Here is a 26,455-nt window from a genome sequence, read left to right on the forward strand (position 1 = left end):
TGCAAAGTAGATTATATCAAGCTTTAGGGCAAGTCTTATCTGCATTTTCTTATAAAGAACAAAAAATAGAAGTTAGAGATTAAAAGTAAAGATGAAAAATGGTATTTTGATTTCGCTGGAAGGTCCAGAAGGGGCTGGAAAGTCGAGTGTGTTGGAAGCCTTGCTTCCTTTTTTGAAAAATTATGGCACTGGTCTTATTACGACGCGGGAGCCGGGTGGCGTCCAGATTGCGGAGGCTATCCGCGAAGTGATTTTGGAGCCTAGTCATACGGCTATGGATGCAAAGACTGAGCTCTTGCTGTACATTGCCAGCCGCCGTCAGCACTTGGCTGAGCAGGTTTTGCCAGCTTTGTCGCAAGGAAAGCTTGTCTTGATGGACCGTTTTATCGATAGTTCAGTGGCCTATCAGGGCTACGGACGGGGTCTGGATGTGGCAGATATTGAATGGCTCAATCAGTTTGCAACAGATGGACTCAAGCCTGATTTGACCCTCTATTTTGATATTGATGTGGAAGAAGGGCTGGCGCGGATTGCTAGGAGCGAGAGTCGAGAGGTGAATCGGCTTGATCTGGAAGGTTTGGACTTGCACCAGCGGGTTCGGCAGGGCTATTTGGCGATTCTTGATAAGGAGCCCGAGCGCTTTGTCAAGGTGGATGCTAGCCAACCTTTGGATAAGGTGGTGGCTGATAGTTTGGCCATCATTCAGGAACGATTTGGGAATCCGTCATGAAGATAAAAGAGTTACAGCAAAGCCAGCCCAGCTTGTTTGAGCAGTTTCAGCATATTCTGGAACAGGGGCGGCTTAGTCACGCCTATTTGTTTACCGGAGCTTTTGGCAGTTTTGAAATGGCCCAAATCCTGTCTCAGAGTCTTTTTTGCGAGAATAAGCAAGGCGTCTGGCCTTGTCAGTCCTGTCGTTCTTGTCGTTTGATTGCAGCAGAAGATTTTTCTGATGTAACTGTGGTGCGACCGGTTAATAACATTATTAAAACAGACCGAGTTCGGGAGTTGGTCCGAAACTTCTCTCAAAGTGGCTTAGAAGGCAGTCGGCAGGTTTTCATTATCTGCGATGCGGATCGGATGCACATCAATGCAGCCAATTCCTTGCTCAAAGTCATTGAGGAACCACAGAGCGAGATTTATATCTTTCTTCTGACTGCTGATGAACAGCTGATTCTGCCGACGATTCGAAGTCGGACTCAGGTTTATCATTTCTTGAAAAATACAGCTGCTCTGCAGCACAGTTTGGAACAGGATGGCTTGATTAAAAGTCGAGCGGAGCTACTAGCTGCTTATAGTCAGACTCAGTCAGAAGCGGCTAGCTTGGCTCATAATAATGCCTTTTTTGAATTAGTCAGCGAATGCGAGCGCTTTGTCAAGGATTTTCAAACTCGTCCAAGTCAGGCATTTCTGCAGGTTTCGCGTCTGGCAAAGCTGGCTGATGATAAGGAGAAGCAGGAACAGGTCTTCAAGCTCTTGGAAGTGTTATTTTATAAGGACATAGCAACAGAAAGCGGTCGACAGGCCTTGGAGCAGCTTTTGCTGGCTCGGAAGATGTGGCGGGCCAATGTATCTTTTCAAAACGCTTTAGAATATATGACTTTGAAGGTAAAGTAAAAAGAGGCAGCACAGGAGTATAAAATGGATAAAAAAGACTTATTTGACGCCTTGGATGATTTTTCACAGACGCTTTTAGTGACCCTTGCTGAGGTGGAGGCTGTCAAGAAAAATCTCAAGAGTGTGGTAGAGGAAAATATTGCTCTGCATCTGGAAAATGACAAGCTGAGGGAGCGCTTGGGAGAGGTGGAAAAGGAAGCTCCGACCAAGACCAAGAAAAACCGGGATAATCTGCGTAAACTTTACTATGACGGCTTTCATGTATGTACAGATTTCTACGGTCAGCGCCGGGAGAATGACGCAGAGTGCATGTTCTGCGATGAATTGTTATTTAGGGAGTAGCGATGCAGGTTCAAAAAAGTTTTAAGGGCGAAACTGCCTACGGCAAGCTTTATCTGGTCGCGACTCCTATCGGTAATCTGGATGATATGAGTATCCGGATGGTCAATACCCTGAAAGAGGTCGACAGGATTGCGGCTGAAGATACGAGAAATACGGGCCTGCTGCTTAAGCATTTTGGGATTGAGACTAAGCAGATCAGTTTTCACGAGCACAACGCCAAGGAGAAAATTCCAGTTCTCTTGGACATGCTTCAAAGCGGAAATGATATAGCCCAGGTTTCGGATGCTGGTCTGCCCAGCATTTCTGATCCTGGACATGATTTGGTTCAGGCAGCGCTAGAAGCTGGAATTACTGTAGTGCCGATTCCTGGTCCTAGTGCTGGAATTACAGCCTTGATTGCCAGCGGATTGGCTCCCCAACCGCATATTTTCTATGGCTTTCTGCCTAGAAAGGCAGGCCAGCAGAAGGAATTTTTCACTAGCAAAAAATCCTATCCTGAGACTCAGATTTTCTACGAATCCCCTCATCGGGTTCGGGCTACGCTGGAAAATATGCTGGCAGTTTATGGTGACCGTCAAGTCGTTTTGGTGCGTGAGTTGACTAAGATTCACGAGGAGTATCAGCGAGGGCTGATTTCAGAGCTGTTGGCCTATACAGCAGAACATCCGCCTAAAGGAGAGTGTCTCTTGATTGTAGCTGGGGCGGCAGAAGATGCTCCGCAAGACATATCTCAAGAGCAGATCCTAGCTGAGATTGATCTTTTAGTTGAAGCCGGCAGCAAAAAAAATCATGCCATCAAGGAAGTGGCCAAGAAATACGGCAGGAACAAGAGCGAGCTCTATGCGGTTTATCATGAACTAAGAGAAAGTTGAAATCTTATTTCAACTTTTCTTTTTAGCGGATTCTTTGTATTTTATAACATAAAAGCAAATTCTTAGTTTGGTATGTGTTATAATAATTTCATTACACTTAAAAGGAATAATCATGTCTTTAGACACTAATGTAAAATTAAAATATTATAATCTCCAACCGTTTACCAAGTGGACTGGGGGAAAGCGCCAACTTTTAGGAGAGTTAAGGAGCTATATGCCGGAGACTTATGGTCGCTATTTTGAGCCATTTGTTGGCGGTGGAGCTTTATTTTTTGATTTGGCTCCAGAAAAAGCGGTCATTAATGACTTTAACGAGGAACTGATAAATGCCTATCGCCAGATAAAAAATAATCCAGCTGAATTGATTAATTTACTGATAAAGCATAAAGAGAATAATAGCAAAGATTATTATTTAGAATTGCGTTCGGCAGATCGCGATGGCCGAATTAGTAGGATGACTGGGGTAGAGAGAGCGGCGCGAATTCTCTACATTCTTCGGGTTGATTTCAATGGATTGTATCGAGTTAATTCTAAAAATCAGTTTAATGTTCCTTACGGTCGCTACAAAAATCCCAAAATAGTGGATGTAGATTTACTTTATCAAATCAGTGAATATCTAAATGAGAATGATGTAGAAATTTTGCAAACAGATTTTGCGGAGGCAGTTAAGGATGCTCAAACAGGCGATTTTGTATATTTTGATCCGCCCTATATTCCGTTAAACGAAACTAGCTCATTTACCTCTTATACCCACGAGGGCTTTTCTTATGAGGAACAGGTTCGGTTACGCAATACTTTTAAGGAATTGACGGAGCGAGGAGTATATGCTATGCTGTCAAATTCCTCGAGTCCTTTGGTAGAAGAATTATACAAGGATTTTAATATTTATTTTGTGGAAGCTCAGCGAACTAATGGTGCTAAGAGCTCAAGTCGTGGAAAAATTTCAGAAATAATAGTAACAAATTATGACTAATTACGAATATAAGTATGGGGGTGTTTTAATGACAAAACCATACTATAATAAGGAAAGGGCTATTCTGGTTCATGCAGATACCTTTGACTTCTTATCACAAATGAAGCCAGAAAGTATGGATATGATCTTTGCTGATCCACCATACTTTTTGAGTAACGGTGGTTTTTCAAATTCTGGCGGTAACATTGTCTCTGTTGATAAAGGTGATTGGGATAAGGTTTCTGGCCTTGAGGAGAAACATGACTTTAATCGACGGTGGTTACGATTAGTCAGACCTATTTTAAAGCCTAATGGTACTATCTGGATTTCAGGCAGCTTACATAATATTTACTCTGTGGGTATGGCCTTGGAACAAGAAGGTTTTAAAATTTTAAATAATATTACTTGGCAAAAGAGCAACCCAGCTCCGAATCTATCTTGCCGCTATTTTACTCATTCCACGGAAACGATTTTGTGGGCTCGTAAAGATGATAAAAAGGCTAAGCATTACTATAATTATGATTTAATGAAAGATATTAATGGCGGTAAACAGATGAAGGATGTGTGGATAGGACCATTAACTAAAAAGGCAGAGAAGTGGGCAGGAAAACATCCAACACAAAAGCCAGAATATTTATTAGAACGGATCATTTTGGCTAGCACAAAAGAAAATGATTATATACTTGATCCCTTTGTTGGAAGTGGAACAACAGGAGTTGTAGCTAAGCGGTTAGGTCGTAAATTCATTGGTATTGATGCGGAGAAAGATTATTTAGAAATAGCCAAAAGAAGATTGGAGGAAGAGAGATGAAAAAAGGTGGCGTAGGTGGTGCAAATACGAAAACAGGGCTAGCTTTTGAATTGAAAACAGACTTGCCAAATTTTATTTCAAAACAAAGTGGATATGAAGTTGTGGAAAATGATTTTGATATTAAACTTGTGAAACGAACAGGCGAGGTAAGAAAAATAAAAAGGAGCTCCACAGCGCGGTGGATAGTAAATTTTGAAGGGGAAAAAGTAGCAGAAATTTTTCAAAAACATGGTTTATATCGTTATTTTGATGAAGTAAGCCTGAACTATAAAGCGATTATTTCCAAAAAATTGTTACCAGATGATTCCATTTTTGTAATGGATAATAATACAGTTTTTATCATTGAAAAGAAAACGCAAAAAACTCAAGGAAGTGTTGATGAAAAATTACAAACATGTGATTTTAAGTTGAAACAATATAAAAAGTTATTTTCACCTTTAAATAAAGAAGTTAAATATTATTATTTACTTGATGAATGGTTTTTAAATTCAAATTATAAAGATGTCTTAGATTATATTATAAGTGTAGGATGTTACTATCGCTTTAATTATATTCCTTTAAAGGAGTTTGGTTTACCTATACCAAAGGAGGAAATATGAACTTAGAGAATTATATTCAACTATCATCAGACGAAAGATTACAATATTTCCTCTCGACTCTTTCAGTTACCAACCGTACACCAGGGTACTATGTAAATTGGAATAAGGTTAGACGGGAGACAAAGGAGTTTGAACTTGAATTAAATACTCTCAACTATTTAATTGGTAAAGATAATATTTATGAAGAGGCCTTTAATTTATTTTCAAAACAGCCTGATTTACTGAGGGCTGTTCCTAGCTTGATTGCCAGCCGTGATAAAGTTTTAGATATTCTTTCCTTGGATGAAGATGATAATATGAGCTTTCATCAATTAGATTTTAAGAAGATTGACAAAAGTGATATAAAAGTTTATGTAGATTTTATTGAGCAAGCCGGTTTGTTGTACTTTTTACAAAAGGAAGCTAGCCGATCACTTGTTGATTATGTGTATGGTGTAGAAGCGGGATTAGATAGTAATGCTCGTAAAAATCGAAGTGGAACGACTATGGAAGGCATCCTTGAACGAAGTGTTGCTAAAGTTTGTCAGCAGCATGATTTAGAGTTTAAATCCCAAGCCACGCCATCTTTCATAAAAGAAATGTGGAATATAGAAGTACCAGTTGATAAATCACAACGCCGTTTTGATGTAGCTGTTTATTCAAAGGAAAAACATAAAATTTGGTTGATTGAAACAAACTACTATGGTGGAGGCGGCAGCAAACTGAAAGCTGTTGCTGGAGAGTTTACTGAATTGAGCCAGTTCGTCGTCAATTCACCAGATGATGTAGAGTTTGTGTGGGTGACAGATGGGGTGGGCTGGAAAACGGCTCGTTTGCCATTAGCAGAGGCATTTGCTCATATTCCGTATGTGTTTAATTTGGATATGCTTAAACATGGTTATTTGTATGATTTATTGATGCCAAAAAAATTGATTAGAAACTAAACATTTATCAGCAATAGTTTTGTATTGATATAGTTGTTCTATTAAAATTAGGTCTAAAATAATTAGAAGCTTTCACAGCTTCTTTTGTTATTTCTTCATTTTGTTCGTGTTTTCCTAAAAAACTCCCTTCTTTTTAAGAAAAAATAGATATTTTCTAAACTTTGTGATATGATATACAAAATAAATTTTGGAGGTAGGATATGACGATTTACAATTTTTCTGCTGGACCGGCAGTATTGCCCAAGGAAGTCTTGAAAAAAGCTCAGGCTGAGTTTTTAGACTATGCCCAAAGTGGCATGAGTGTGATGGAGCTTTCCCACCGATCCAAGGAATTTGACGATATTATAAAAGAAGCTGAGAACTTGCTGCGTGAGCTCATGGATATTCCGGACAATTACCGCGTGCTCTTCTTGCAGGGTGGAGCTTCTACTCAGTTTAGTATGATTCCCCTTAATCTAGCCCAAGGCGGCAAGGCCTATTACCTAGTGGCTGGATCTTGGGGAAAGAAAGCTTACACCGAAGCAGTCAAGCTGTCTAAGTTCATTCCTTTTGAGCCCATTCTTTTGGCTTCATCAGAGGATTTAAATTACACGGAAATTCCTTCTTTTGATGAAAAGGAGATTGATCCGCAGGCGGCTTATGTACATCTGACAACTAATAATACTATCGAAGGAACGGCTATTTATGACCTTCCTGCGACTAATGGCGTGCCGATTGTGGCGGACATGTCTTCTAATATCCTTGCTGCTCAATACCGAGTAGAGGATTTTGGTTTGATTTATGCTGGGGCTCAGAAGAATATCGGACCTGCTGGCGTGACAGTTGTCATCATCCGAGAAGACTTGCTGGATGACGAACCAGTTCTATCTAGCATGTTGGATTACCGCATTCAGGCGGACAATGGCTCTCTTTACAATACACCACCGACTTTTGCCATCTATATGGCCAAGCTGGTCTTTGAGTGGGTCAAGGAGCTGGGTGGCGTAGCAGAAATGGAAAAGCGCAATCGTGAAAAATCTGGCCTTTTGTACGACTTCATTGAGCAGTCTGACTTTTATCGCAGTCCAGTCCGTTACAAGGAGCAGCGCTCAGTAGCCAATATTCCCTTTGTGTCTCCTAGCCCAGAGCTGGATGCCAAGTTTAACAAAGAGGCTGCAGCAGCGGGATTTAAAAATATCAAGGGGCACCGCAGCGTAGGCGGCATGAGAGCTAGTCTCTACAATGCCTTTCCGCTCCAAGGAGTCAAGGACTTGATTGCCTTTATGCAGAAATTTGAAGAAGAAAATTCTTAAGAGAGGGAAATTATGGTCTTTAGTGTCAAAACCTTTAACAATATCAATCAAATCGGTCTTAAGGAGCTGGGCAATGCTTTTCAGATTGACGGAGATAAGTCTGACAATCCAGATGCTTATATCCTGCGCAGTCAAAACCTGCATGGACAGGAATTTCCAAGCAAGCTCAAAGCTATTGCGCGGGCAGGCGCAGGAACCAATAATATTCCTGTTGACCAGGCAACGGCTCAGGGAATCGTGGTCTTCAACACTCCAGGAGCTAATGCCAATGCGGTAAAAGAAGCAGTCTTGGCTTCCATTCTCCTGTCTGCCCGTGACTATATCGCAGCTAACAGTTGGGCTAACGGCCTTTCTGGAGATGATGTTCCCAAGCAAGTGGAAGCTGGTAAGAAGCAGTTTGCTGGGACAGAGATTGCAGAGAAGACTTTGGGAGTCATTGGGTTAGGAGCTATCGGCGGCCGTATTGCCAACGATGCCTATCGTCTGGGAATGAATGTCCTTGGTTATGACCCTTATGTATCCATTGAAACAGCTTGGAATATCTCTAGCCATGTCAAACGGGTAGCAGACATTAAGGAAATTTTTGAAAAGAGTGATTATATCACTATCCACGTGCCTCTGACTGAGGATACGCGTGCTACTTTCGATCAGGAGGCTTTTGGTCTCATGCAAAAAGGAACAACCCTTATCAACTTTGCCCGTGGCGAGCTGGTGGATAATGCTGCCCTCTTTGAAGCTATAGAAGCTGGTGTTATCAAGCGCTATATCACAGACTTTGGTGTGGAAGAGCTACTCCGTCATCCGCAGATTACAGTCTTTCCGCATTTGGGTGGCTCGACAGAGGAAGCTGAGCTCAACTGTGCCATTATGGCTGGGAAAACCATTCGACGCTTCATGGAAACAGGCGAGATTATCAACTCAGTGAATTTCCCTAATGTCCGTCAGGCTCTCTCAGCGCCTTATCGGATTACCTTGATTAACAAAAATGTACCGAATATTGTAGCTCGGATTTCAACAGCGGTCAGTGATTTGAATATCAATATTGACAATATCATCAATCGTTCCAAGGGTGATTTTGCCTATACTTTGCTGGATCTGGATGAGTCGGATGAAAGCAAGATTCAGGACTTGGTTGATAAATTTGAGAATAGCGACAATATTGTGCGCGTGCGTTTGATTAAGAAATAACAAAAAATAGAGGTGTTTCTTTATGGAATGCGTCTGTATCAGCCGATGAGCCTTTCGCTTGTCGGCTTTTTCTAATGAGTCTCGGCTTGACAAGAAGGAGCTAGCTGGGCTATCATAGGGACGGAGGAAAAACAATGTTACAATTTATCGAATACCCCAAATGCTCTACCTGCCGCAAGGCCAAGGCTGAGCTCAATCAATTAGGAGTGGATTTTGAGGCAGTGGATATTGTTCAAAATACACCTAGCCGGGACCAGCTCCTAGACTGGATCCAGAACTCGGACTTTGAGCTCAAGGCTTTTTTCAATACCAGTGGTCTCAAATACCGTGAACTGGGTCTAAAAGAAAAAGTTCCGCATTTGTCTGATCAGGAAGCTGCAGATTTACTATCGACAGACGGCATGCTGATTAAACGACCGCTCTTGGTTCGAGATAGCCAGATCTTGCAGATTGGCTACCGGAAGGCGTATGAAGAGTTAGGTTTGTAAAGTATTAAGAACAGCTGCATTCTCAATCATGTTTTTTGGATGCTTCTTCCTTTCATGATATAATAAATCTATCTCAATCTTAGAAAGAAGAATCATGGTTTTATCAAAAAAACGGGCTCGTCATGTGATTGAAGAAATTATTGCTCTTTTTCCTGATGCCAAGCCCAGTCTGGATTTTCGCAATCACTTTGAGCTTTTGGTAGCGGTCATGCTGTCGGCTCAGACGACAGATGCTGCGGTCAATAAGGCAACGCCGGCTTTATTTGAAGCCTATCCAAGTCCTCAAGACATGGCTGCGGCTGGTGAAGCAGACATTGCTAAATACATCTCCCGCCTAGGGCTCTACCGCAACAAGGCCAAGTTTTTGAAGAAATGCGCCCAGCAGCTTTTAGACGACTTTGATGGTCAAGTACCACAAACGCGGGCAGAATTGGAAAGTCTAGCTGGTGTGGGTCGCAAGACAGCCAATGTTGTCATGAGTGTGGGCTTTGGTATTCCAGCCTTTGCTGTCGATACTCATGTGGAGCGCATCTGCAAGCACCATGATATCGTTAAAAAGTCAGCAACGCCACTAGAAGTAGAAAAGCGAGTTATGGATGTCCTTCCACCGGAACGTTGGCTGCCTGCCCATCAGGCCATGATTTACTTTGGCCGGGCTATCTGCCATCCTAAAAATCCCGAGTGCGATCACTATCCGCAACTCTATAACTTTAAAGACATTTAAAAAGCGAGGTCTGATGACTTCGCTTTCTTATTCACTAAATCTTAAAAAATAACCATCTGGATCCAAAATCGCAAATTCATGAGGATAGATAAAGCTATTCCCCACTCGAAACTCTCTTTTTGTCAGGGGACGATGGATAGGATAGTCAGCTTCCAGCAGTTTTTGGTGGAGCTGAGGAACATCCGCAATGCCAAAGGAAATATTGACACCGCGCCCGAAAGGATAGGTCAGCTGAGCTAATTCTTCTGCGCTGCCTTCTTCTAGCATAAGTTGGCAGTCTTCAAGCGAGAGGAAGAGAAATTTCTCCTCTGGACGCTCGTATTCGACAGAGAATCCTAGCAGGTCGCAGTAGAAGTGGCGTGATTTTTCGATGTCAGATACTACAAATTCAGGAATGACAGCTTGATAGTCCATTCGTTTTCTCCTTAGAGTTCAATCTCCATGACAATGGGTGTGTGGTCTTGGCGTGCACCGGAGTCAATCATATCAGACTTGGTCACCTTGTCAGCCACGCGGTTGCTTGTCAGCCAGTAGTCGATTCTCCAGCCTGTATTGTTGATTTTAGAAGTCTTGCTGCGTTGCGCCCACCAAGTGTATTGGTTGGGGATATCGCCGTGCAAGTGGCGGAAGGTATCGGTAAAGCCTTTAGCCAGCAGGTTGGTGAAGCCGGCACGCTCTTCATCGGTAAAGCCTGGTGAACGGCGGTTGCTTGCTGGATTGGCCAAGTCGATTTCCTTGTGGGCCACATTGTAGTCGCCAGTAGCGAGGACTGGTTTTTGTCCATCTAGTGTTGCCAAGTATTCAGCATATTTAGCATCCCAGACTTGACGGTCATCCAAGCGTTTGAGTCCATCGCCAGCATTGGGCGTATAAACTTGAGTGACAAAGAAACCGTCAAATTCCAGCGTAATGATGCGGCCTTCGACATCCATGGTTGACGGAGCGCCGATTTCAGGGAAGGTTACGGTTGGCGTCAGTTCTTTTTTGTAGAGGAACATGGTTCCTGCATAGCCCTTACGTGCTGGCTCTTGGGAGGAGCGCCAGGTGTTTTCATAGTCTGGGAAAAGATTTGTCAAAATCTCCAGGTGCTTTTTAGTCGGACCTGTTGCAGACAGTTTTGTTTCCTGAATGGCGATAATATCTGCATCTTCTGCTTGCAAGGTTTGAAGGACGGCCTGAGAAAGCTGAGCGCGGGCAGAATCACTGGTCAATGCAGCGTTGAGAGAGTCAATGTTCCAAGAGATGAGTTTCATAAAATTTCCTTTTCTAGTAAAATTTACTGAGTTTATTATAACAAAATTTAGAACTGATTTATAGCAAAGTGATTGTAAGAAAGCTTGAAAAATAATGAAAATTTTTCTATAATTATCCTAGAAAAATAGAGGGAAGAAACCATGAAATTCTATTCTTATGATTATGTTTTGAGTCAGATTAGCCAGCAAAACTGGGTGACAGTTGCACTTTCTGTCTTGCTGCTGCTTGTGACAGGATTTTTTGCTTTTAAGGCCTATCGCAATAAGCGTGATTCAAAATTTCGAGAACTAGCCATCATCTCTGTTTTGGCCTTGGTGGCCATGGTCTTGATTGGCATTAGCAATTTTCAGACTGACCAAGACTCTAACAACCAGTTTCAAACCTCTCTGCATTTTATTGAGGTTATTTCAGAAGACTTGGGCGTGGATAAGTCGGAGGTCTATGTCAATACTTCAGCCGCAACTGATGGAGCGATTTTGAAGGTCGGAAAGAACTTTTATCGGGCTATGAGCGGAAGTGAGCCGGATAAATATCTGCTTGAAAAAATTGACTTGCATAAGACGACAGATATCGAAATAGTGGAGGTTGAAAAATGACATTGAATTTTCTTGAAATCCTAATTAAACTAGCGCTGGGGCTTTTCTCACTAGTTTTTGTCATCAACGTGACGGGAAAAGGCAATCTGGCGCCTAATTCAGCGATCGACCAGATTCAAAACTATGTTCTTGGTGGTATTATCGGTGGGGTGATTTACAATAGCTCCATTAACATCCTCCAGTATGCGGTCATTCTCATCATGTGGACCATCTTGGTCTTGACCCTAAAGTGGCTCAATAACAATGTTCGTGCGGTTAAGCATTTGATTGATGGCAAGCCGACAACGTTGATTCAGCACGGGAAATTGAGTCCCGAAGCCTGCCGTTCTGTTGGTCTTTCAGCAGCAGATGTAGCTTTGAAGCTACGCAGCCAAGGTATTTTCCAGCTCAAGCAGGTCAAACGGGCGGTTATAGAGCAAAACGGCCAGCTGATTATTGTACAAGCTGGTGAAGAGAATCCTAAATATCCCCTTATCACAGATGGTGTTGTCCAGATTGATATTTTAGAGTCTATTGACAAAACAGAAGAGTGGCTGGTGGAGAGACTGGCTAAAGACGGATACACCGATATTTCGAATATCTTCATCGCAGAGTATGAAAGTGGCAACTTGAATGTTGTGACCTATTAAACCTAGAATATTTTCTAGGTTTTTTAATTGATTTTATTGTAAATGAATGTCTTTTCGCAAACTTAACAAAATATGATATAATGAAGTGCTATCAAAAAAGGTTTCATTAGCCTTGAAAGGATTAAAAAATGACTGAGAAACAATCGTTTTATATTACGACACCTATTTATTACCCATCTGGTAAGCTCCACATCGGGTCTGCCTATACCACCATTGCTTGTGATGTTCTGGCTCGCTACAAGCGTCTCATGGGCTACGATGTTTTCTATCTGACTGGTCTTGATGAGCATGGACAGAAGATTCAAGCCAAGGCAGAGGAGGCTGGTATCAGTCCTCAAGCTTATGTAGATGGTATGGCAGTTGGGGTCAAGGAACTCTGGAAACTTCTGGATATTTCTTATGATAAGTTTATCCGGACGACAGATGACTACCATGAAAAGGTTGTAGCTGATGTCTTTGAACGACTCTTAGCCCAAGATGATATCTACTTGGGTGAATATTCAGGCTGGTATTCTGTATCAGATGAGGAATTCTTTACCGAAAGCCAGCTGGCAGAAGTCTTCCGTGATGAAAATGGAAAGGTAACCGGCGGAATCGCACCGTCTGGACATGAAGTGGAGTGGGTATCAGAAGAGTCTTACTTCCTTCGTCTCAGCAAGTACCAAGACCGCTTGGTAGAATTTTTCAAATCTCATCCAGACTTTATCACACCAGACGGACGTCTCAATGAAATGCTGAAAAACTTCATTGAGCCAGGCCTGGAAGACTTGGCCGTATCTCGGACGACCTTTACTTGGGGCGTGCCGGTGCCATCCAATCCTAAACACGTTATTTATGTCTGGATTGATGCCCTACTCAACTATGCGACAGCACTTGGCTACGGTCAGGATGATCATGCTAACTACGATAAATTCTGGAATGGAACAGTCTTCCACATGGTGGGCAAGGACATTCTACGTTTCCACTCTATCTACTGGCCAATCTTGCTCATGATGCTGGATATTAAGCTGCCCGACCGCTTGATTGCTCACGGCTGGTTTGTCATGAAGGATGGCAAGATGTCCAAGTCCAAGGGCAATGTGGTTTATCCGGAAATGCTGGTAGAACGTTATGGTTTGGATGCCCTGCGTTATTACCTCATGCGCAGCCTTCCAGTTGGTTCAGACGGAACCTTCACTCCTGAGGACTATATAGGTCGGATCAACTATGAATTGGCCAATGACCTTGGGAACCTGCTTAACCGTACTGTTTCCATGGTTAACAAGTACTTTGACGGTCAAATACCAGCCTACGAAGAAAATGTAACAGACTTTGACGGAGCTCTGGCTCAGGTGGCAGCTGAATCCATTGCTGACTACTACAAACACATGGACGCAGTGGACTACCCACGCGCCCTAGAAGCAGTCTGGACGCTTATCTCTCGCACCAATAAATACATCGATGAAACCGCTCCTTGGGTTCTAGCTAAGGATGAAGCTAAGGTCAAAGAACTGGCAGCAGTTATGAGTCACTTGGCAGCTAGCCTCCGCGTTGTAGCCCACATGATTGAGCCTTTCATGATGGAAACCAGCAAGGCTGTCCTCAGTCAACTAGGCTTGCCTCAAGCAACGTCTCTGGAAAATCTAGCAATTGACCAACTCCCAGCAGGTCTGACAGTTGTAGAGAAAGGGACACCAATCTTCCCACGTCTGGATATGGAAGAAGAAATTACTTATATCAAGGGACAAATGGAAGGCAACAAACCTGCGGTTGAAAAAGAATGGAATCCAGAAGAAGTCGAGCTCAAACTTAACCGCAAGGAAATCAAGTTTGACGACTTTGATAAGGTAGAAATCCGTGTCGCAGAAGTCAAAGAGGTGTCTAAAGTTGAGGGATCTGATAAGCTTCTCCAGTTCCGCTTGGATGCAGGAGACAGTGAGGACCGCCAAATCCTCTCTGGTATTGCTAAACACTATCCAAATGAGCAAGAACTGGTCGGCAAGAAAGTCCAAATCGTAGCCAACCTCAAACCGCGCAAAATGATGGGCCGTATCAGCCAAGGTATGATTCTATCAGCCGAGCACGGCGACCAACTGACTCTCCTTACCGTGGATGAAAAAGTCCCAAATGGAAGTTTGATTGGATAACAAGTTTTTATCTAATGACAATCCCCCAGCAGGAGGCTGCTGGGGGATTTTTGATGTAAATATTCTCTTTGAAACCGCTTGACAAAAGGTATATATATTTATATAATTTTTATTGAAAAAGTTTTAGGAGTTATATTATGAAAATAGTAAAAATTGCATCACTTGTTTTGTTGTTGCTTTTAATTGTCATTCTCTTTCCGCTGAATCCTTATTTAGCAGCTTTTCTAGCTATTATTAGCCTTGGAACAGCATTTTTGATTCGGAGGAAGTAGTATAATGAAAATAGTTAAGGATTTCATAAAAAAAGTTTTGGGGGCTAAGATTTACGTTTGGATTGTGGTAGCCGTTCTTGCTATCTTTTTTGTTGTTGCGAAAACTTATAATATCATTGGGTTTTTCCAAGGTAAAAACGCTTCAGATGAGCGAAGCCAAATCTATACGCAAATCACTCGCTTAGAGAAAACTCGTCAGCCTGTTTTTTTAAATGTTGGAATTCAAAAGGTTGAAATGATTGAGAAAGATAAGAAGATACCTGGAACTAATATTAAAATTCCCCTATCTGTAAAAAAAGCAATTATTATTCTTAATTATACGGCTAAATTTGGAATAAAAGAAGAAATTAAGGTTAAAAAAGTTGCAGAACATACTTATGAGATAACTATCCCTAAGTATGAGGTTATAGGCGTAGAAGTCCCAGATGATCCAAAGGAACGATACAAAAAATACGATACAAGTGGACAACTGTTGAGTGGCGCAACAGAAGATATTGACACAGGAGAGTATGTTTCTAAAAATCTTAGTAACAAAGAACATGAAGCCTATATTAAACAGTATAAAAATCTCATCACAGAATCAGCAGAAGACTATTATACAAATATCGTAACTAGCATTGATCCAGAGGCAAAAGTAACCTTTAAAAATGTAAATCAATAGGTATCAAAATTTCTTTATAGTGATACAGTTTGGCATATAATGAAATATATCGTTCTATCAATTGGAGAAAGCATCTTGCACATCATTGCAAGGTGCTTTTTTATCTCCTATACCATATCGCAAACCCTCATTTTTGTTTAAAACAAACAAATAATATGGAAAAAAACAGAAAAATGAGTTATAATAAACAAAACCAATGTGTAGAGAGGCTAAAGTATGGTAAAAAATCAGAGACAGAACGAAATAGTTAAGCTGGTGGATCGAGCTGGGACAGTGACGGTTGCTGAGATTGTAGAGAGTATGAAGGTCTCAGATATGACGGTTCGGCGGGACTTGATTGAGCTGGAAAGTAAAGGGTTGCTGACTCGTGTTCACGGTGGGGCTAAAAGTAATCAGCACCTCAAGTACAGGGAAATACCTCATGAAGAGAAGCTTTATCAGAATATCGAGGCCAAGCGGACTGTTGCCAAGAAGGCTGTGGAGCTGATTGAAGATGGAGATACTATTTTTCTTGGACCGGGGACTTCTGTGGAAGTGCTGGCTGAGGAAATCAGCAATCATCATCTGCGCGTGATTACCAACTGCCTTCCGATCTTTCATGATCTTCTGAAGAAGAAGTCGGATACCTTCAAAGTCTTTCTCCTTGGTGGGGAGATGCGGGAAGCGACTCAAGCCTTTGTCGGCGAGATGACCAATGCCATCATGGATAAGATGTACTTTACTAAGATGTTTTTCAGTGGCAATGGTATCAAAAACGGGCAGATTATGACCTCTTCTTTTGAAGAAGCCTATACTCAGAAGCTAGCTTTGGAGCGCTCGACAGAGACTTACCTATTGATTGATTCTTCTAAGATTGGCAAGGAAGACTTCACTTCTATCTGTCCTTTGGCTGATATTACAGCTGTTATCACAGACCAGATGTCTGAAAATGCTCAAGAAGAACTGGAGGTTTATACCAAGATTATTTCTTAGTTTATTTTAAATGGATGAAAAAATTATCAGAAAGCTCTTTTTAGGGCTTTTTTTGTTTATTTTAATCATCTTTAAAAATATTTTGATTAAAATAAACAAAAATCTGTTGACAAATAACTTTTAAAGGAGTATAGTATGCTTATAGGAAACAGAAAGTGTTTTTTATAAACAATATTCTGTGCAAAAAATCAAACAAAGGAGAATGCTCATGGCAATTATTATTGGAGCAGATGCTGCTGGAAGCAAGCTGAAAGATGTGGTCAAGGATTTTCTCGTCGGAGAAAACTTTGAAGTGGTGGATGTGACGAAAGAAGGTCAAGATTTTGTTGATGTGACCCTTGCAGTTGCGGCTGAGGTGAATAAACAAGAGGAAAATCTTGGTATTGTCATTGACGCTTATGGTGCTGGTCCATTTATGGTAGCGACCAAAATCAAAGGTATGGTAGCGGCGGAAGTCTCAGATGAACGCTCTGCCTACATGACTCGCGGCCATAACAACTCTCGCATGATTACAATGGGAGCTGAAATCGTTGGTGAAGGTCTGGCTAAGAACATTGCCAAAGGCTTTGTCAATGGGAAATACGACGGTGGCCGCCACCAAATCCGGGTCGACATGCTCAACAAGATGTGCTAAGAAAAGGAGAAATCAAATGAAAATTGCAATTGGATGTGACCATATCGTTACCAATGAAAAAATGGCAGTCTCAGATTTTCTAAAATCAAAAGGCTATGAAGTTCTTGATTTTGGTACTTATGACCATACTCGTACTCACTACCCAATCTTTGGTAAAAAAGTAGGGGAAGCAGTCGTTAGTGGTCAAGCGGATCTTGGTGTTTGTATTTGCGGTACAGGAGTCGGTATCAACAACGCTGTAAATAAAGTTCCTGGTGTTCGTTCAGCTTTGGTACGTGACATGACTTCAGCTCTCTATGCTAAAGAAGAGCTCAACGCCAACGTTATCGGTTTTGGCGGAAAAATCACTGGTGAGCTCCTTATGTGTGACATCATTGAAGCTTTCATTCATGCGGAGTACAAGCCAACTGAAGAAAATAAAAAATTGATCGCAAAAATTGAGCACGTTGAGACTCACAATGCTCATCAAACAGATGCCAACTTCTTTACAGAATTTCTTGAAAAATGGGATCGTGGAGAGTACCACGACTAGTGAGGTAGCCAGATGATTCTTACAGTGACCATGAATCCTTCTATCGATATTTCCTATCCTTTAGAAGAATTGAAAATAGATACTGTTAATCGTGTTGCGGAAGTCAGTAAAACAGCGGGCGGCAAAGGCCTCAACGTAACCAGGGTCTTGGCAGAAATTGGAGACAATGTCGCTGCGACGGGACTGATTGGTGGGACTAATGGAGAGTTCTTATTACAAAACCTTCATCCTAATGTTAAACAATGCTTTTATAACATTTCAGGAGATACGAGAAACTGTATTGCTATCTTACACGAAGGTAAACAAACAGAAATCCTGGAAGCCGGTCCGACTATTACAGCAGATGAGGCGAGGGATTTCCAAGAACACTTCCGGTCTTTGATGGCTGAGGCAGATGTTGTCAGTATCTCGGGCAGTCTGCCAGCGGGCCTGCCGAAAGACTACTATATTCAGCTGATTGAAATGGCTAATCAAGCTGGCAATAAGGTGGTGCTGGATTGCTCTGGGGCAGCTCTGGAAGCTGTGCTTAAATCAGATGTCAAACCAACTGCCATCAAGCCTAATAATGAGGAACTTTCTCAGTTGTTGGGTCGCGAGGTTTCCAAAGATTTGGATGAATTAAAAGCTGTCCTTTCAGAACCGCTATTTGAAGGAATCGAGTGGATCATCGTATCACTCGGTGCAGATGGCGCTTTTGCCAAACACTGGGACACTTTCTATAAAGTGGATATTCCTAAAATCCAAGTGGTCAATCCAGTTGGCTCTGGGGACTCAACTGTTGCAGGGATTTCTTCGGGTTTGAGTCTTCGGTTAGATGATGCTTCCTTATTGAAGAAAGCAAATGTTTTGGGCATGCTCAATGCCCAAGAAAAAATGACTGGACATGTCAATGTTGAAAACTACGACGTCCTATACAATCAAATCACAGTAAAAGAGGTATAAAGAATGGTATTAACAGAACAAAAACGTAAGTACATGGAAAAACTTTCTGATGAGAATGGAATCATTTCTGCCTTGGCATTTGACCAACGTGGTGCTTTGAAACGCCTCATGGCTCAACACCAGGAAGCAGAACCAACAGTAGCTCAAATGGAAGAACTGAAAGTTTTGGTCGCAGAAGAGCTAACTCCTTATGCCTCATCTATGTTGCTGGATCCAGAGTATGGACTGCCTGCTACTAAAGCTCTGGACAAAAATGCTGGCTTGCTATTGGCCTATGAAAAGACAGGCTATGATACTTCAAGCACCAAGCGCCTGCCAGACTGTCTGGATGTTTGGTCTGCAAAACGCATCAAAGAACAAGGTGCGGATGCGGTGAAATTCCTCCTTTACTATGACGTAGACAGTTCCGAAGAACTCAACCAACAAAAGCAGGCTTATATCGAGCGTGTGGGTTCTGAGTGTGTGGCAGAAGATATTCCATTCTTCCTTGAAATCTTGGCTTACGATGAAAAGATTGCGGATGCTTCCAGCGCTGAGTATGCTAAAGTCAAGCCTCATAAGGTTATCGGTGCTATGAAGGTCTTCTCAGATCCACGTTTCAACATTGATGTCTTGAAAGTGGAAGTACCAGTCAATGTTAAATACGTTGAAGGCTTTGGCGATGGTGAAGTAGTGCATACTAAAGAACAAGCTGCTGCCTTCTTCAAGGAACAGGATGAAGCAACTAACCTGCCATACATCTACTTGAGTGCGGGTGTATCTGCTAAACTCTTCCAAGAAACACTTGTGTTTGCTCATGAGTCAGGTTCTAACTTCAACGGCGTTCTTTGTGGACGTGCGACTTGGGCTGGCAGCGTCAAGGACTATATTGAGCAAGGTGAAGAAGCAGCTCGCAAGTGGCTCCGTACAACAGGATTTGAAAATATTGATGAGCTCAACAAGGTTCTTCAAAAAACAGCTACCTCTTGGAAAGAAAGAGTTTAAAATTTATTGAAAAATAAATAAAGTAAGGGTTTACATTCTGATACTGATATGCTATAATGAAATCAGAAATTGAATAGGGTGAGCGTTACTAAGTTGGATTAGGCGTGACCGCAAATAAATTGAGGGGAGATATAGCCTCGGTTTGTTTGTGGTCTTTTTGTTTTGCCAGAACCCTAGAAAATGAAGAGGAGGAGATATGTATCGAATCATACATCCTATGAACAACAATGTTGCTCTAGCCAAACATGAAAATGGTGAAGAGGTTGTTCTTATTGGCAGTGGCATAGCTTTTAATAAAAAGAAGGGTGATATCGTTCTGGAAAGTAAGATTGAGAAAATCTTTCGCCTAAGAACGGAAGAGTCTAAAGAAAACTTTGTGGCCTTGCTCAAAGATGTTCCACTAGACTTTATCACAGTAACCTATGATGTGATTGACACCCTTTCTAAGAAGTATGATTACCCTGTCCAGGACTATATCTATGTCACACTGACGGATCACATCTACTGTTCTTATCAGGCTGTGCAGCAGGGGCGGTACAAGGAGAGTGACCTACCAGATGCTTCGGACAAATACCCGGTCCCTTATCAGATTGCTCAGGAAGCGGTAGCCATATACCGTGAGCGGTTGTTGGATCATTTCCCGAGCGACGAGGTCAATCGCATTGCCTATCACTTTATCAATGCTGAAGGGGAGACCAATCCCGAGGGGCAAAGTCACTTGGGCAAGCGAAAAGATATTCTGGCTGCAGTTGAAGCAGAGCTGAAGAAAAATGGCATTAAAAGAAGTGCAGAAAACAGCAACTTTTATGACCGTTTTATGATTCACCTGAACTACTTTTTAGACTATCTGAACAGAAGCCGTGATGACAATGTTTCCCTGCTGGAAATGGAAAGTCAAATCCAGATGACCTATCCTCAAGCCTATCAGGTCGGAAGCGATATTTACCGAATCATTGCCCAGAAGACGGGAATTGATCTCTACCGCAGCGAACGGGTCTACCTGGTGCTGCATATTCAACGTCTTTTATAAATAGAAAACAATAATAACATTTTACATAAGAATACAAGGAGGAACTCTCATGAATAGAGAAGAAGTAACATTGCTCGGTTTTGAAATTGTGGCCTACGCTGGTGACGCTCGCTCCAAGCTCCTGGAAGCATTGAAAGCCGCAGAGGCTGGGGATTTTACTAAGGCAGACGCCTTGGTAGAAGAAGCCAATGGCTGTATCGCCGAAGCACACCATGCTCAGACCAGTCTCTTGACAAAAGAAGCGGCTGGTGAGGACTTGGCTTACAGTGTGACCATGATGCACGGCCAAGACCATCTAATGACTACTATCTTGCTAAAAGATATGATGCACCATTTGATTGAACTATACAAAAGAGGAGTAAAATAATGAACAAACTCATCGGACTTATTGAGAAAGGGAAGCCTTTCTTTGAGAAGATTTCTCGGAATATCTATCTCCGTGCTATTCGGGATGGCTTTATCGCTGGTATGCCAGTCATTCTCTTCTCATCTATCTTTATCTTGATTGCCTATGTGCCAAATGCATGGGGCTTCCATTGGTCTAAGGACATTGAAACTTTCCTAATGACCCCTTATAGCTATTCGATGGGGATTCTGGCTTTCTTTGTGGGTGGAACCACTGCAAAGGCTTTGACAGACTCTGTCAACCGTGACCTGCCTGCGACAAACCAGATTAACTTCTTGTCTACTATGCTGGCTTCTATGGTCGGCTTCCTTCTCATGGCGGCTGAACCTGCCAAGGAAGGTGGCTTCCTAACTGCCTTCATGGGAACGAAAGGTCTTTTGACAGCTTTCATCGCAGCCTTTGTTACGGTTAATGTCTACAAGGTTTGTGTGAAAAATAATGTCACCATTCGCATGCCAGAAGAAGTTCCACCAAATATCTCGCAAGTATTTAAAGACTTGATTCCATTTACTGTCTCAGTCGTTCTGCTCTACGGCTTGGAACTGCTTGTTAAAGCAAGTCTGGGAGTAACAGTTGCTGAATCCATTGGAACGCTTCTTGCTCCGCTCTTCTCAGCAGCTGACGGCTATCTGGGAATTACTCTTATCTTTGGCGCTTATGCTTTCTTCTGGTTCGTGGGAATTCACGGTCCGTCTATCGTTGAGCCTGCCATTGCTGCCATTACTTATGCCAATATCGATGCCAACTTGGCTCTAGTTCAAGCTGGTCAGCATGCGGATAAGGTCATCACTTCTGGTACTCAAATGTTCATCGTTACCATGGGTGGTACTGGTGCGACCTTGATTGTTCCATTCCTCTTCATGTGGATCTGTAAGTCCGAGCGTAACCGTGCAATTGGACGGGCATCTGTTGTCCCAACTTTCTTTGGTGTTAATGAGCCAATTCTCTTTGGTGCTCCAATCGTACTGAATCCGATTTTCTTCATTCCATTTATCTTTGCACCTATCGCAAACGTATGGATTTTCAAATTCTTTGTTGATACTTTGAACATGAACTCCTTCTCAGCTAACCTTCCTTGGGTGACACCTGGACCTCTGGGAATTGTGCTGGGTACCAACTTCCAGCTTCTGTCCTTTGTTCTTGCAGCCCTCCTTGTCGTAGTAGATGTAATTATTTACTATCCATTTGTCAAGGTTTATGACGAACAAATCCTAGAAGAAGAACGTTCTGGCAAAGCTAACGATGCTCTTAAAGAAAAAGTAGCAGCTAACTTTAACACTGCTAAAGCAGACGCTATCCTTGAAAAAGCAGGAGTGGATGAAGAAGCTCCAGCGCAAAACAATATTAGCGAAGAAACCAATGTTCTGGTGCTCTGTGCAGGCGGTGGTACTAGCGGATTGCTGGCCAACGCTTTGAATAAAGCAGCAGCTGAATACAATGTTCCTGTCAAAGCAGCAGCGGGCGGCTACGGTGCTCACCGTGAAATGCTGCCTGAGTTTGACCTGGTTATCCTGGCTCCTCAAGTTGCCTCCAACTTTGAAGACATGAAGGCGGAAACAGATAAATTAGGCATCAAGCTAGCTAAGACTGAAGGTGGCCAATACATCAAGCTCACTCGTGATGGCAAAGGAGCACTGGCCTTCGTTCAGGAGCAATTTAACAACTAATTTGTTAGTTCATTTGAGGTGAAGCAAAGTTCAATTCCCCTGTTACTTACTTGTTTCACCTCAAAGACTATTGAAAGGAAAATAAGATGACAAAAAGCTTACCTAAAGATTTTATTTTCGGCGGTGCAACAGCGGCCTATCAAGCTGAGGGAGCAACCCACACAGATGGAAAAGGACCTGTTGCCTGGGATAAATACCTTGAAGATAACTACTGGTATACAGCAGAACCTGCCAGCGACTTTTACCATAAATACCCTGTGGATCTGAAATTGGCTGAAGAGTATGGTGTCAATGGTATTCGGATTTCCATTGCTTGGTCACGGATTTTCCCGACAGGATATGGCGAGGTCAATCCAAAAGGTGTGGAATTTTACCATAATCTTTTCGCAGAATGCCACAAACGCCATGTAGAACCTTTTGTGACCCTTCACCACTTTGATACACCAGAGGCTCTTCATTCAAATGGCGATTTCCTCAATCGGGAAAATATTGAGCACTTTGTAGACTATGCGGCTTTCTGTTTTGAAGAATTTCCAGAAGTTCGCTATTGGACGACTTTCAATGAAATTGGCCCTATTGGCGATGGCCAGTACTTAGTTGGAAAATTCCCTCCAGGTATCCAGTATGACTTGGCCAAGGTTTTCCAATCCCATCATAACATGATGGTCTCTCATGCCCGTGCTGTTAAGCTCTATAAGGACAAGGGATACAAGGGTGAAATCGGTGTCGTTCATGCACTTCCGACAAAATATCCTTACGATCCAGAAAATCCAGCAGATGTCAGAGCAGCAGAGTTGGAAGATATTATTCATAACAAATTTATCCTAGATGCGACTTATCTGGGACACTATTCAGATGTAACTCTGGCAGGAGTGAATCATATCCTTAAGGTCAATGGTGGCCAGCTGGATCTGCGAGATGAAGACTTTGCAGCTTTAGAAGCAGCTAAAGACCTCAATGACTTCCTTGGCATCAACTACTATATGAGTGACTGGATGCGCGACTTTGACGGTGAAACAGAAATTATCCATAACGGAAAAGGCGAAAAGGGAAGCTCCAAGTACCAGATTAAGGGTGTAGGGCGTAGAGAATCTCCAACCCATATACCAAAAACTGATTGGGATTGGATTATCTATCCGCAAGGTCTCTATGACCAGATCATGCGGATTAAGAAAGATTATCCAAACTACAAGAAGATTTATATCACAGAAAATGGTCTGGGTTATAAAGATGAATTTGTGGACAATACGGTTTACGACGATGCTCGGATTGATTACGTCAAGCAGCATCTGGAAGTTTTATCCGATGCGATTGCGGACGGGGCTAATGTCAAGGGCTACTTTATCTGGTCTCTGATGGATGTCTTTTCTTGGTCTAACGGTTATGAAAAACGCTACGGCTTATTCTACGTAGACTTTGAAACGCAGGAACGCTATCCGAAGAAATCCGCTCACTGGTATAAGAAACTAGCTGAAACACAAATGATTGAATAGAAAAGTAAAACAAAACTCCCATCCTTAGCTAAATAAAATCGACTAGGACGGGAGTTTTTTTATTCTTCATCATCTGTAAATTCTAAGATGTCTCCGGGCTGGCAATCAAGGGCCTGACAGATAGCATTGAGGGTGCTAAAGCGAATAGCCTTAGCCTTGCCCGTTTTGAGAATGGAAAGGTTGGCGTTGGTAATGCCGATGATATCGGCTAGTTCTCCCAGTTTCATCTTTTTCTTGGCTAGCTGGACATCAAGATTAACGATAATCATGATAGCAGCCTCCTAGATGGTAAATTCATTTTCTTCAGCTATATCAATCCCCTTTTCCAGAATTTTCATCATCAGCCAAATAATCAGAGCGCCCAAGAGAGGTGTAAAGCTCATACTGGCGTTAAAAGAGAAGGGGAGGGCGATGGGATTGCCTGATGCAGCAACCTTAACGGAAAGAAAGGTCAGAGCCAGAAAGACTTTCCATGTCTTATCAGCTAGTTGCGTGTTTGATGAATCAAAAATCTTTCCACCAATCAAATTTTTGATGAAATTACGAGCAAGATAGATGAGATAAATAGTCAAAGAAGCTGTGAAAAGATTTATAACAAAGGCTAGAATACTCCACAAATTTGAAAAATCAACTGAGGGCAGAAATTGAACATTGAGCTTTATTCCCAACCTGTCGGAAAGACCGGTGTAAGAAATCACACTTAGGATAGTAAGAAACACCAGAATAGCAGCATAACCCACTATGATAAGATTCAGAAGATTAACGATATCTTTGAGCAAAGAATTATTATTTAATTCAATCTTTTTCATGATGCTTACCTCTATCGAAAATCAGCCGGCAGTAGATTTTCTTTTCCTTTTATTCTTATTATAATCTATTTTTTATTGTATTTCAAGAAAAATATATCGAAAAACGATAAAAACAAAAAAATAAATTTCCTTCTATCATAAAAGTAATTCCTTATTTTTTATGCTATACTGTTTTCAAACTAATTCAAGGAGGAAAAAATGGGAATTTTTGATTTCTTTAAAAAACAGTCGGAAAATCAGGAAGCTGAGGAAGTTGTCTATGAAGAGTACGAAGAAGTAGTAGAGGATGTCGAGCCGGTAGAAGATTATGTTGAAGCTCCGGGATGGGAAGCCATCTCAACAGAATTTGCTCGGATATATAATAATCAAGAGCCGGTAGACCATATTGAGGCCATTGTAAAATGGCGTTTTGGCGGGCCGGATCCGCTGGATGGTGTAGATGTCTATGATGCTGGTGATTCTTGGCATTTGGTTAGTTATGGCTTGTCTGAGCTGTATGAAAAGCTCAGTGAAGATCCAAACTATAGTGGCTATGGTTTTGAATTTACCATGCGACTGAAAAAAGGAAACTACCAAGCTAATGACGAGTTTATCAATATCGTCACGATTTTTCAGGAGTTGGCGCGCCGGACCTTTGAGACCGGAGAGGTTTATCAGCCTTTTGAGTACATTTATACTGGACAGCTTCTTGGCTTTGACCGTGAACAGGAGTCTGCTTTGACAGGTTTTATCACGGTTCCGGATGTAGAAGCCCAGCCTTTGGAGACAGTCCACGGCCGGGTAGATTTTATTGAGTTGGTTGGTGTGACAGATGCAGAATTACAGCAAATCCTCAATGAAGAAGAGACTGCCCAAGGCCTCTACGCTCGCTTGGGCAGTGACCTAACAGACTATGGTCGGCAGTCGCTTGTTGGATGACGAGTTTTCAGCAACTTTTTGACAGCTCATTAGTTTTATTCTATAATGAAATTACTTATTATTTAAGGAGATAAAAATGAAAAAGATTTTTTCAGCCAGCGTGGTTCTTTTAGCAGCAGTTACCTTAGCAGCATGTTCAAATAATCATTCATCCGTTACTTCTAAATCTTCAGAAAGCAAGGTTGCTTCTAGCTCAGTTAAAAAGTCTTCAAAATCAAGCAGTAAAGAAAGTAACTCAAGCAGCTCAAGTACTTCGTCAAGTGCCAATCTAGAAACACCTGACTTTGTCTTGGTTACAGACGAAGAAATCGCTAACGCAACAACAATTGGTGATTTAAAAACCGTGTACAATAAGCTTGCGGATAATTACATCAAATATAGTGGAGAAATTAAAGAAAAACTCCCCGAGTCTGAAAGAGCTGATTTTGACAAAGAAGCGGAAACAGCTTTGAAAGCTTTTGAAGAATCAAAACAGACTCTTAGTGATCAATTATCTCAGTTTGGTCCAGATGATTTAGAAGTTCCGACAGAAGTACGGGACCCGTTCCTGCAAAGCGTAAAAGAAAAACGCGATAAACTGGTAAATGTTTTGAAAATGTCTTATCTGTTTGTTTCAAATATGCCTAAAAAACAGTAAGATCAGCTATTGAAATTGATCCTTATTTCTTGGAGAAGATTTTTACGAATCAGGCGGACTTCCGAAGCCATATCTTGATTCAGCT

General features: G+C 41.9%; 32 protein-coding genes. 28 read left to right on the forward strand and 4 right to left on the reverse strand.

The window, feature by feature from the left end; all coding sequences use genetic code 11:
- Positions 1-91: 91 nt before the first annotated feature.
- The 12 genes from tmk to nth all read left to right on the forward strand — a co-directional run bounded on the left by tmk (position 92) and on the right by nth (position 9,808).
- Positions 92-730 (forward strand): dTMP kinase, encoded by a 639-nt coding sequence (tmk, locus tag J1C81_RS03485; protein ID WP_002914609.1) that lies wholly within the window; start codon positions 92-94, stop codon positions 728-730.
- A complete protein-coding gene (locus J1C81_RS03490) occupies positions 727-1,617 on the forward strand; it encodes a DNA polymerase III subunit delta' (protein WP_002914610.1) in 891 nt (296 codons plus the stop codon). Before tmk ends, J1C81_RS03490 begins: the two co-directional genes overlap by 4 nt.
- A 24-nt stretch (positions 1,618-1,641) precedes the next feature.
- Positions 1,642-1,959 (forward strand): DNA replication initiation control protein YabA, encoded by a 318-nt coding sequence (gene yabA, locus J1C81_RS03495; protein ID WP_002894690.1) that lies wholly within the window; start codon positions 1,642-1,644, stop codon positions 1,957-1,959.
- Between the two features lie 2 nt (positions 1,960-1,961).
- Positions 1,962-2,831, forward strand: coding sequence for a 16S rRNA (cytidine(1402)-2'-O)-methyltransferase (gene rsmI / locus J1C81_RS03500; RefSeq protein WP_002914611.1), 870 nt, complete (start codon positions 1,962-1,964; stop codon positions 2,829-2,831).
- A gap of 112 nt (positions 2,832-2,943) precedes the next feature.
- Positions 2,944-3,804 (forward strand): DNA adenine methylase, encoded by an 861-nt coding sequence (locus J1C81_RS03505; protein WP_002914612.1) that lies wholly within the window; start codon positions 2,944-2,946, stop codon positions 3,802-3,804.
- Positions 3,797-4,594, forward strand: coding sequence for a DNA-methyltransferase (locus tag J1C81_RS03510; protein WP_002914613.1), 798 nt, complete (start codon positions 3,797-3,799; stop codon positions 4,592-4,594). Before J1C81_RS03505 ends, J1C81_RS03510 begins: the two co-directional genes overlap by 8 nt.
- Positions 4,591-5,193 (forward strand): PD-(D/E)XK nuclease superfamily protein, encoded by a 603-nt coding sequence (locus J1C81_RS03515; RefSeq protein WP_002913086.1) that lies wholly within the window; start codon positions 4,591-4,593, stop codon positions 5,191-5,193. The genes J1C81_RS03510 and J1C81_RS03515 overlap by 4 nt, the downstream gene beginning before the upstream one ends.
- Entirely contained in the window at positions 5,190-6,116 is a 927-nt protein-coding gene (locus J1C81_RS03520; RefSeq protein WP_002914616.1) for a type II restriction endonuclease, read from the forward strand. The genes J1C81_RS03515 and J1C81_RS03520 overlap by 4 nt, the downstream gene beginning before the upstream one ends.
- Before the next feature lie 200 nt (positions 6,117-6,316).
- Positions 6,317-7,408, forward strand: coding sequence for a 3-phosphoserine/phosphohydroxythreonine transaminase (serC, locus tag J1C81_RS03525; RefSeq protein WP_002914617.1), 1,092 nt, complete (start codon positions 6,317-6,319; stop codon positions 7,406-7,408).
- Positions 7,409-7,420: 12 nt separating this feature from the next.
- Positions 7,421-8,596 carry a 3-phosphoglycerate dehydrogenase family protein gene (locus J1C81_RS03530; RefSeq protein ID WP_002914618.1) on the forward strand — a complete coding sequence of 392 codons (1,176 nt, stop codon included), beginning with the start codon at positions 7,421-7,423 and terminating at the stop codon, positions 8,594-8,596.
- Between the two features lie 134 nt (positions 8,597-8,730).
- Positions 8,731-9,084: an arsenate reductase family protein gene (locus J1C81_RS03535; RefSeq protein WP_002914619.1), complete on the forward strand. Its 354-nt coding sequence runs from the start codon at positions 8,731-8,733 to the stop codon at positions 9,082-9,084.
- Positions 9,085-9,178: 94 nt separating this feature from the next.
- Positions 9,179-9,808, forward strand: a complete 630-nt coding sequence (nth, locus tag J1C81_RS03540; protein ID WP_002905943.1) for an endonuclease III — start codon at positions 9,179-9,181, stop codon at positions 9,806-9,808.
- Positions 9,809-9,835: 27 nt separating this feature from the next.
- On the opposite strand, the gene J1C81_RS03545 is transcribed toward nth, so the two are convergent.
- Both J1C81_RS03545 and J1C81_RS03550 read right to left on the reverse strand, forming a co-directional pair.
- Positions 9,836-10,222, reverse strand: coding sequence for a bleomycin resistance protein (locus tag J1C81_RS03545; RefSeq protein ID WP_002914620.1), 387 nt, complete (start codon positions 10,220-10,222; stop codon positions 9,836-9,838).
- Positions 10,223-10,233: 11 nt separating this feature from the next.
- Positions 10,234-11,061, reverse strand: coding sequence for an exodeoxyribonuclease III (locus J1C81_RS03550; protein WP_002914621.1), 828 nt, complete (start codon positions 11,059-11,061; stop codon positions 10,234-10,236).
- Positions 11,062-11,202: 141 nt separating this feature from the next.
- Between J1C81_RS03550 and J1C81_RS03555 the strand changes: the two genes are divergently transcribed.
- The 14 genes from J1C81_RS03555 to lacG all read left to right on the forward strand — a co-directional run bounded on the left by J1C81_RS03555 (position 11,203) and on the right by lacG (position 24,006).
- Positions 11,203-11,658 carry a DUF3290 family protein gene (locus J1C81_RS03555; RefSeq protein WP_002897090.1) on the forward strand — a complete coding sequence of 152 codons (456 nt, stop codon included), beginning with the start codon at positions 11,203-11,205 and terminating at the stop codon, positions 11,656-11,658.
- The gene (locus tag J1C81_RS03560) at positions 11,655-12,287 is read left to right on the forward strand and encodes a DUF421 domain-containing protein (RefSeq protein WP_002909170.1); all 633 of its coding nucleotides are present in this window, start codon (positions 11,655-11,657) and stop codon (positions 12,285-12,287) included. The genes J1C81_RS03555 and J1C81_RS03560 overlap by 4 nt, the downstream gene beginning before the upstream one ends.
- Before the next feature lie 128 nt (positions 12,288-12,415).
- The gene (gene metG / locus J1C81_RS03565; protein ID WP_002914623.1) at positions 12,416-14,413 is read left to right on the forward strand and encodes a methionine--tRNA ligase; all 1,998 of its coding nucleotides are present in this window, start codon (positions 12,416-12,418) and stop codon (positions 14,411-14,413) included.
- A 137-nt stretch (positions 14,414-14,550) separates the two neighbouring features.
- Entirely contained in the window at positions 14,551-14,685 is a 135-nt protein-coding gene (locus J1C81_RS03570) for a hypothetical protein (RefSeq protein WP_002903218.1), read from the forward strand.
- A gap of 4 nt (positions 14,686-14,689) precedes the next feature.
- Positions 14,690-15,346: a DUF4230 domain-containing protein gene (locus J1C81_RS03575; RefSeq protein ID WP_002914624.1), complete on the forward strand. Its 657-nt coding sequence runs from the start codon at positions 14,690-14,692 to the stop codon at positions 15,344-15,346.
- 216 nt (positions 15,347-15,562) lie between these two features.
- Entirely contained in the window at positions 15,563-16,318 is a 756-nt protein-coding gene (locus J1C81_RS03580; protein ID WP_002914627.1) for a DeoR/GlpR family DNA-binding transcription regulator, read from the forward strand.
- 208 nt (positions 16,319-16,526) lie between these two features.
- Entirely contained in the window at positions 16,527-16,952 is a 426-nt protein-coding gene (lacA, locus tag J1C81_RS03585; RefSeq protein ID WP_009659075.1) for a galactose-6-phosphate isomerase subunit LacA, read from the forward strand.
- A 16-nt stretch (positions 16,953-16,968) separates the two neighbouring features.
- Positions 16,969-17,484, forward strand: coding sequence for a galactose-6-phosphate isomerase subunit LacB (gene lacB / locus J1C81_RS03590; RefSeq protein ID WP_002894723.1), 516 nt, complete (start codon positions 16,969-16,971; stop codon positions 17,482-17,484).
- A gap of 12 nt (positions 17,485-17,496) precedes the next feature.
- A complete protein-coding gene (locus tag J1C81_RS03595; protein ID WP_002905076.1) occupies positions 17,497-18,426 on the forward strand; it encodes a tagatose-6-phosphate kinase in 930 nt (309 codons plus the stop codon).
- 3 nt (positions 18,427-18,429) lie between these two features.
- Positions 18,430-19,410 carry a tagatose-bisphosphate aldolase gene (lacD, locus tag J1C81_RS03600; protein ID WP_002914628.1) on the forward strand — a complete coding sequence of 327 codons (981 nt, stop codon included), beginning with the start codon at positions 18,430-18,432 and terminating at the stop codon, positions 19,408-19,410.
- Between the two features lie 196 nt (positions 19,411-19,606).
- Positions 19,607-20,440, forward strand: coding sequence for a PRD domain-containing protein (locus tag J1C81_RS03605; RefSeq protein WP_002914629.1), 834 nt, complete (start codon positions 19,607-19,609; stop codon positions 20,438-20,440).
- A gap of 49 nt (positions 20,441-20,489) precedes the next feature.
- A complete protein-coding gene (locus tag J1C81_RS03610) occupies positions 20,490-20,807 on the forward strand; it encodes a PTS lactose/cellobiose transporter subunit IIA (protein ID WP_002914630.1) in 318 nt (105 codons plus the stop codon).
- Positions 20,807-22,513 carry a lactose-specific PTS transporter subunit EIIC gene (locus tag J1C81_RS03615; RefSeq protein WP_002914631.1) on the forward strand — a complete coding sequence of 569 codons (1,707 nt, stop codon included), beginning with the start codon at positions 20,807-20,809 and terminating at the stop codon, positions 22,511-22,513. Before J1C81_RS03610 ends, J1C81_RS03615 begins: the two co-directional genes overlap by 1 nt.
- 86 nt (positions 22,514-22,599) lie before the next feature.
- Positions 22,600-24,006 carry a 6-phospho-beta-galactosidase gene (lacG, locus tag J1C81_RS03620; protein ID WP_002899825.1) on the forward strand — a complete coding sequence of 469 codons (1,407 nt, stop codon included), beginning with the start codon at positions 22,600-22,602 and terminating at the stop codon, positions 24,004-24,006.
- A gap of 59 nt (positions 24,007-24,065) precedes the next feature.
- Here the strand turns inward: lacG and J1C81_RS03625 are convergent, their stop codons facing one another.
- The gene (locus tag J1C81_RS03625; protein ID WP_002894739.1) at positions 24,066-24,275 is read right to left on the reverse strand and encodes a helix-turn-helix domain-containing protein; all 210 of its coding nucleotides are present in this window, start codon (positions 24,273-24,275) and stop codon (positions 24,066-24,068) included.
- 12 nt (positions 24,276-24,287) lie between these two features.
- Positions 24,288-24,815, reverse strand: coding sequence for a DUF2975 domain-containing protein (locus J1C81_RS03630; protein ID WP_002914632.1), 528 nt, complete (start codon positions 24,813-24,815; stop codon positions 24,288-24,290).
- 198 nt (positions 24,816-25,013) lie between these two features.
- Between J1C81_RS03630 and J1C81_RS03635 the strand changes: the two genes are divergently transcribed.
- Positions 25,014-25,733, forward strand: a complete 720-nt coding sequence (locus J1C81_RS03635; protein ID WP_002894743.1) for a suppressor of fused domain protein — start codon at positions 25,014-25,016, stop codon at positions 25,731-25,733.
- Between the two features lie 76 nt (positions 25,734-25,809).
- A complete protein-coding gene (locus J1C81_RS03640; RefSeq protein ID WP_002914633.1) occupies positions 25,810-26,370 on the forward strand; it encodes a hypothetical protein in 561 nt (186 codons plus the stop codon).
- Positions 26,371-26,455 lie beyond the last annotated feature (85 nt).

The sequence above is a fragment of the Streptococcus sanguinis genome, from assembly GCF_050225395.1.
Lineage (GTDB): Bacteria > Bacillota > Bacilli > Lactobacillales > Streptococcaceae > Streptococcus.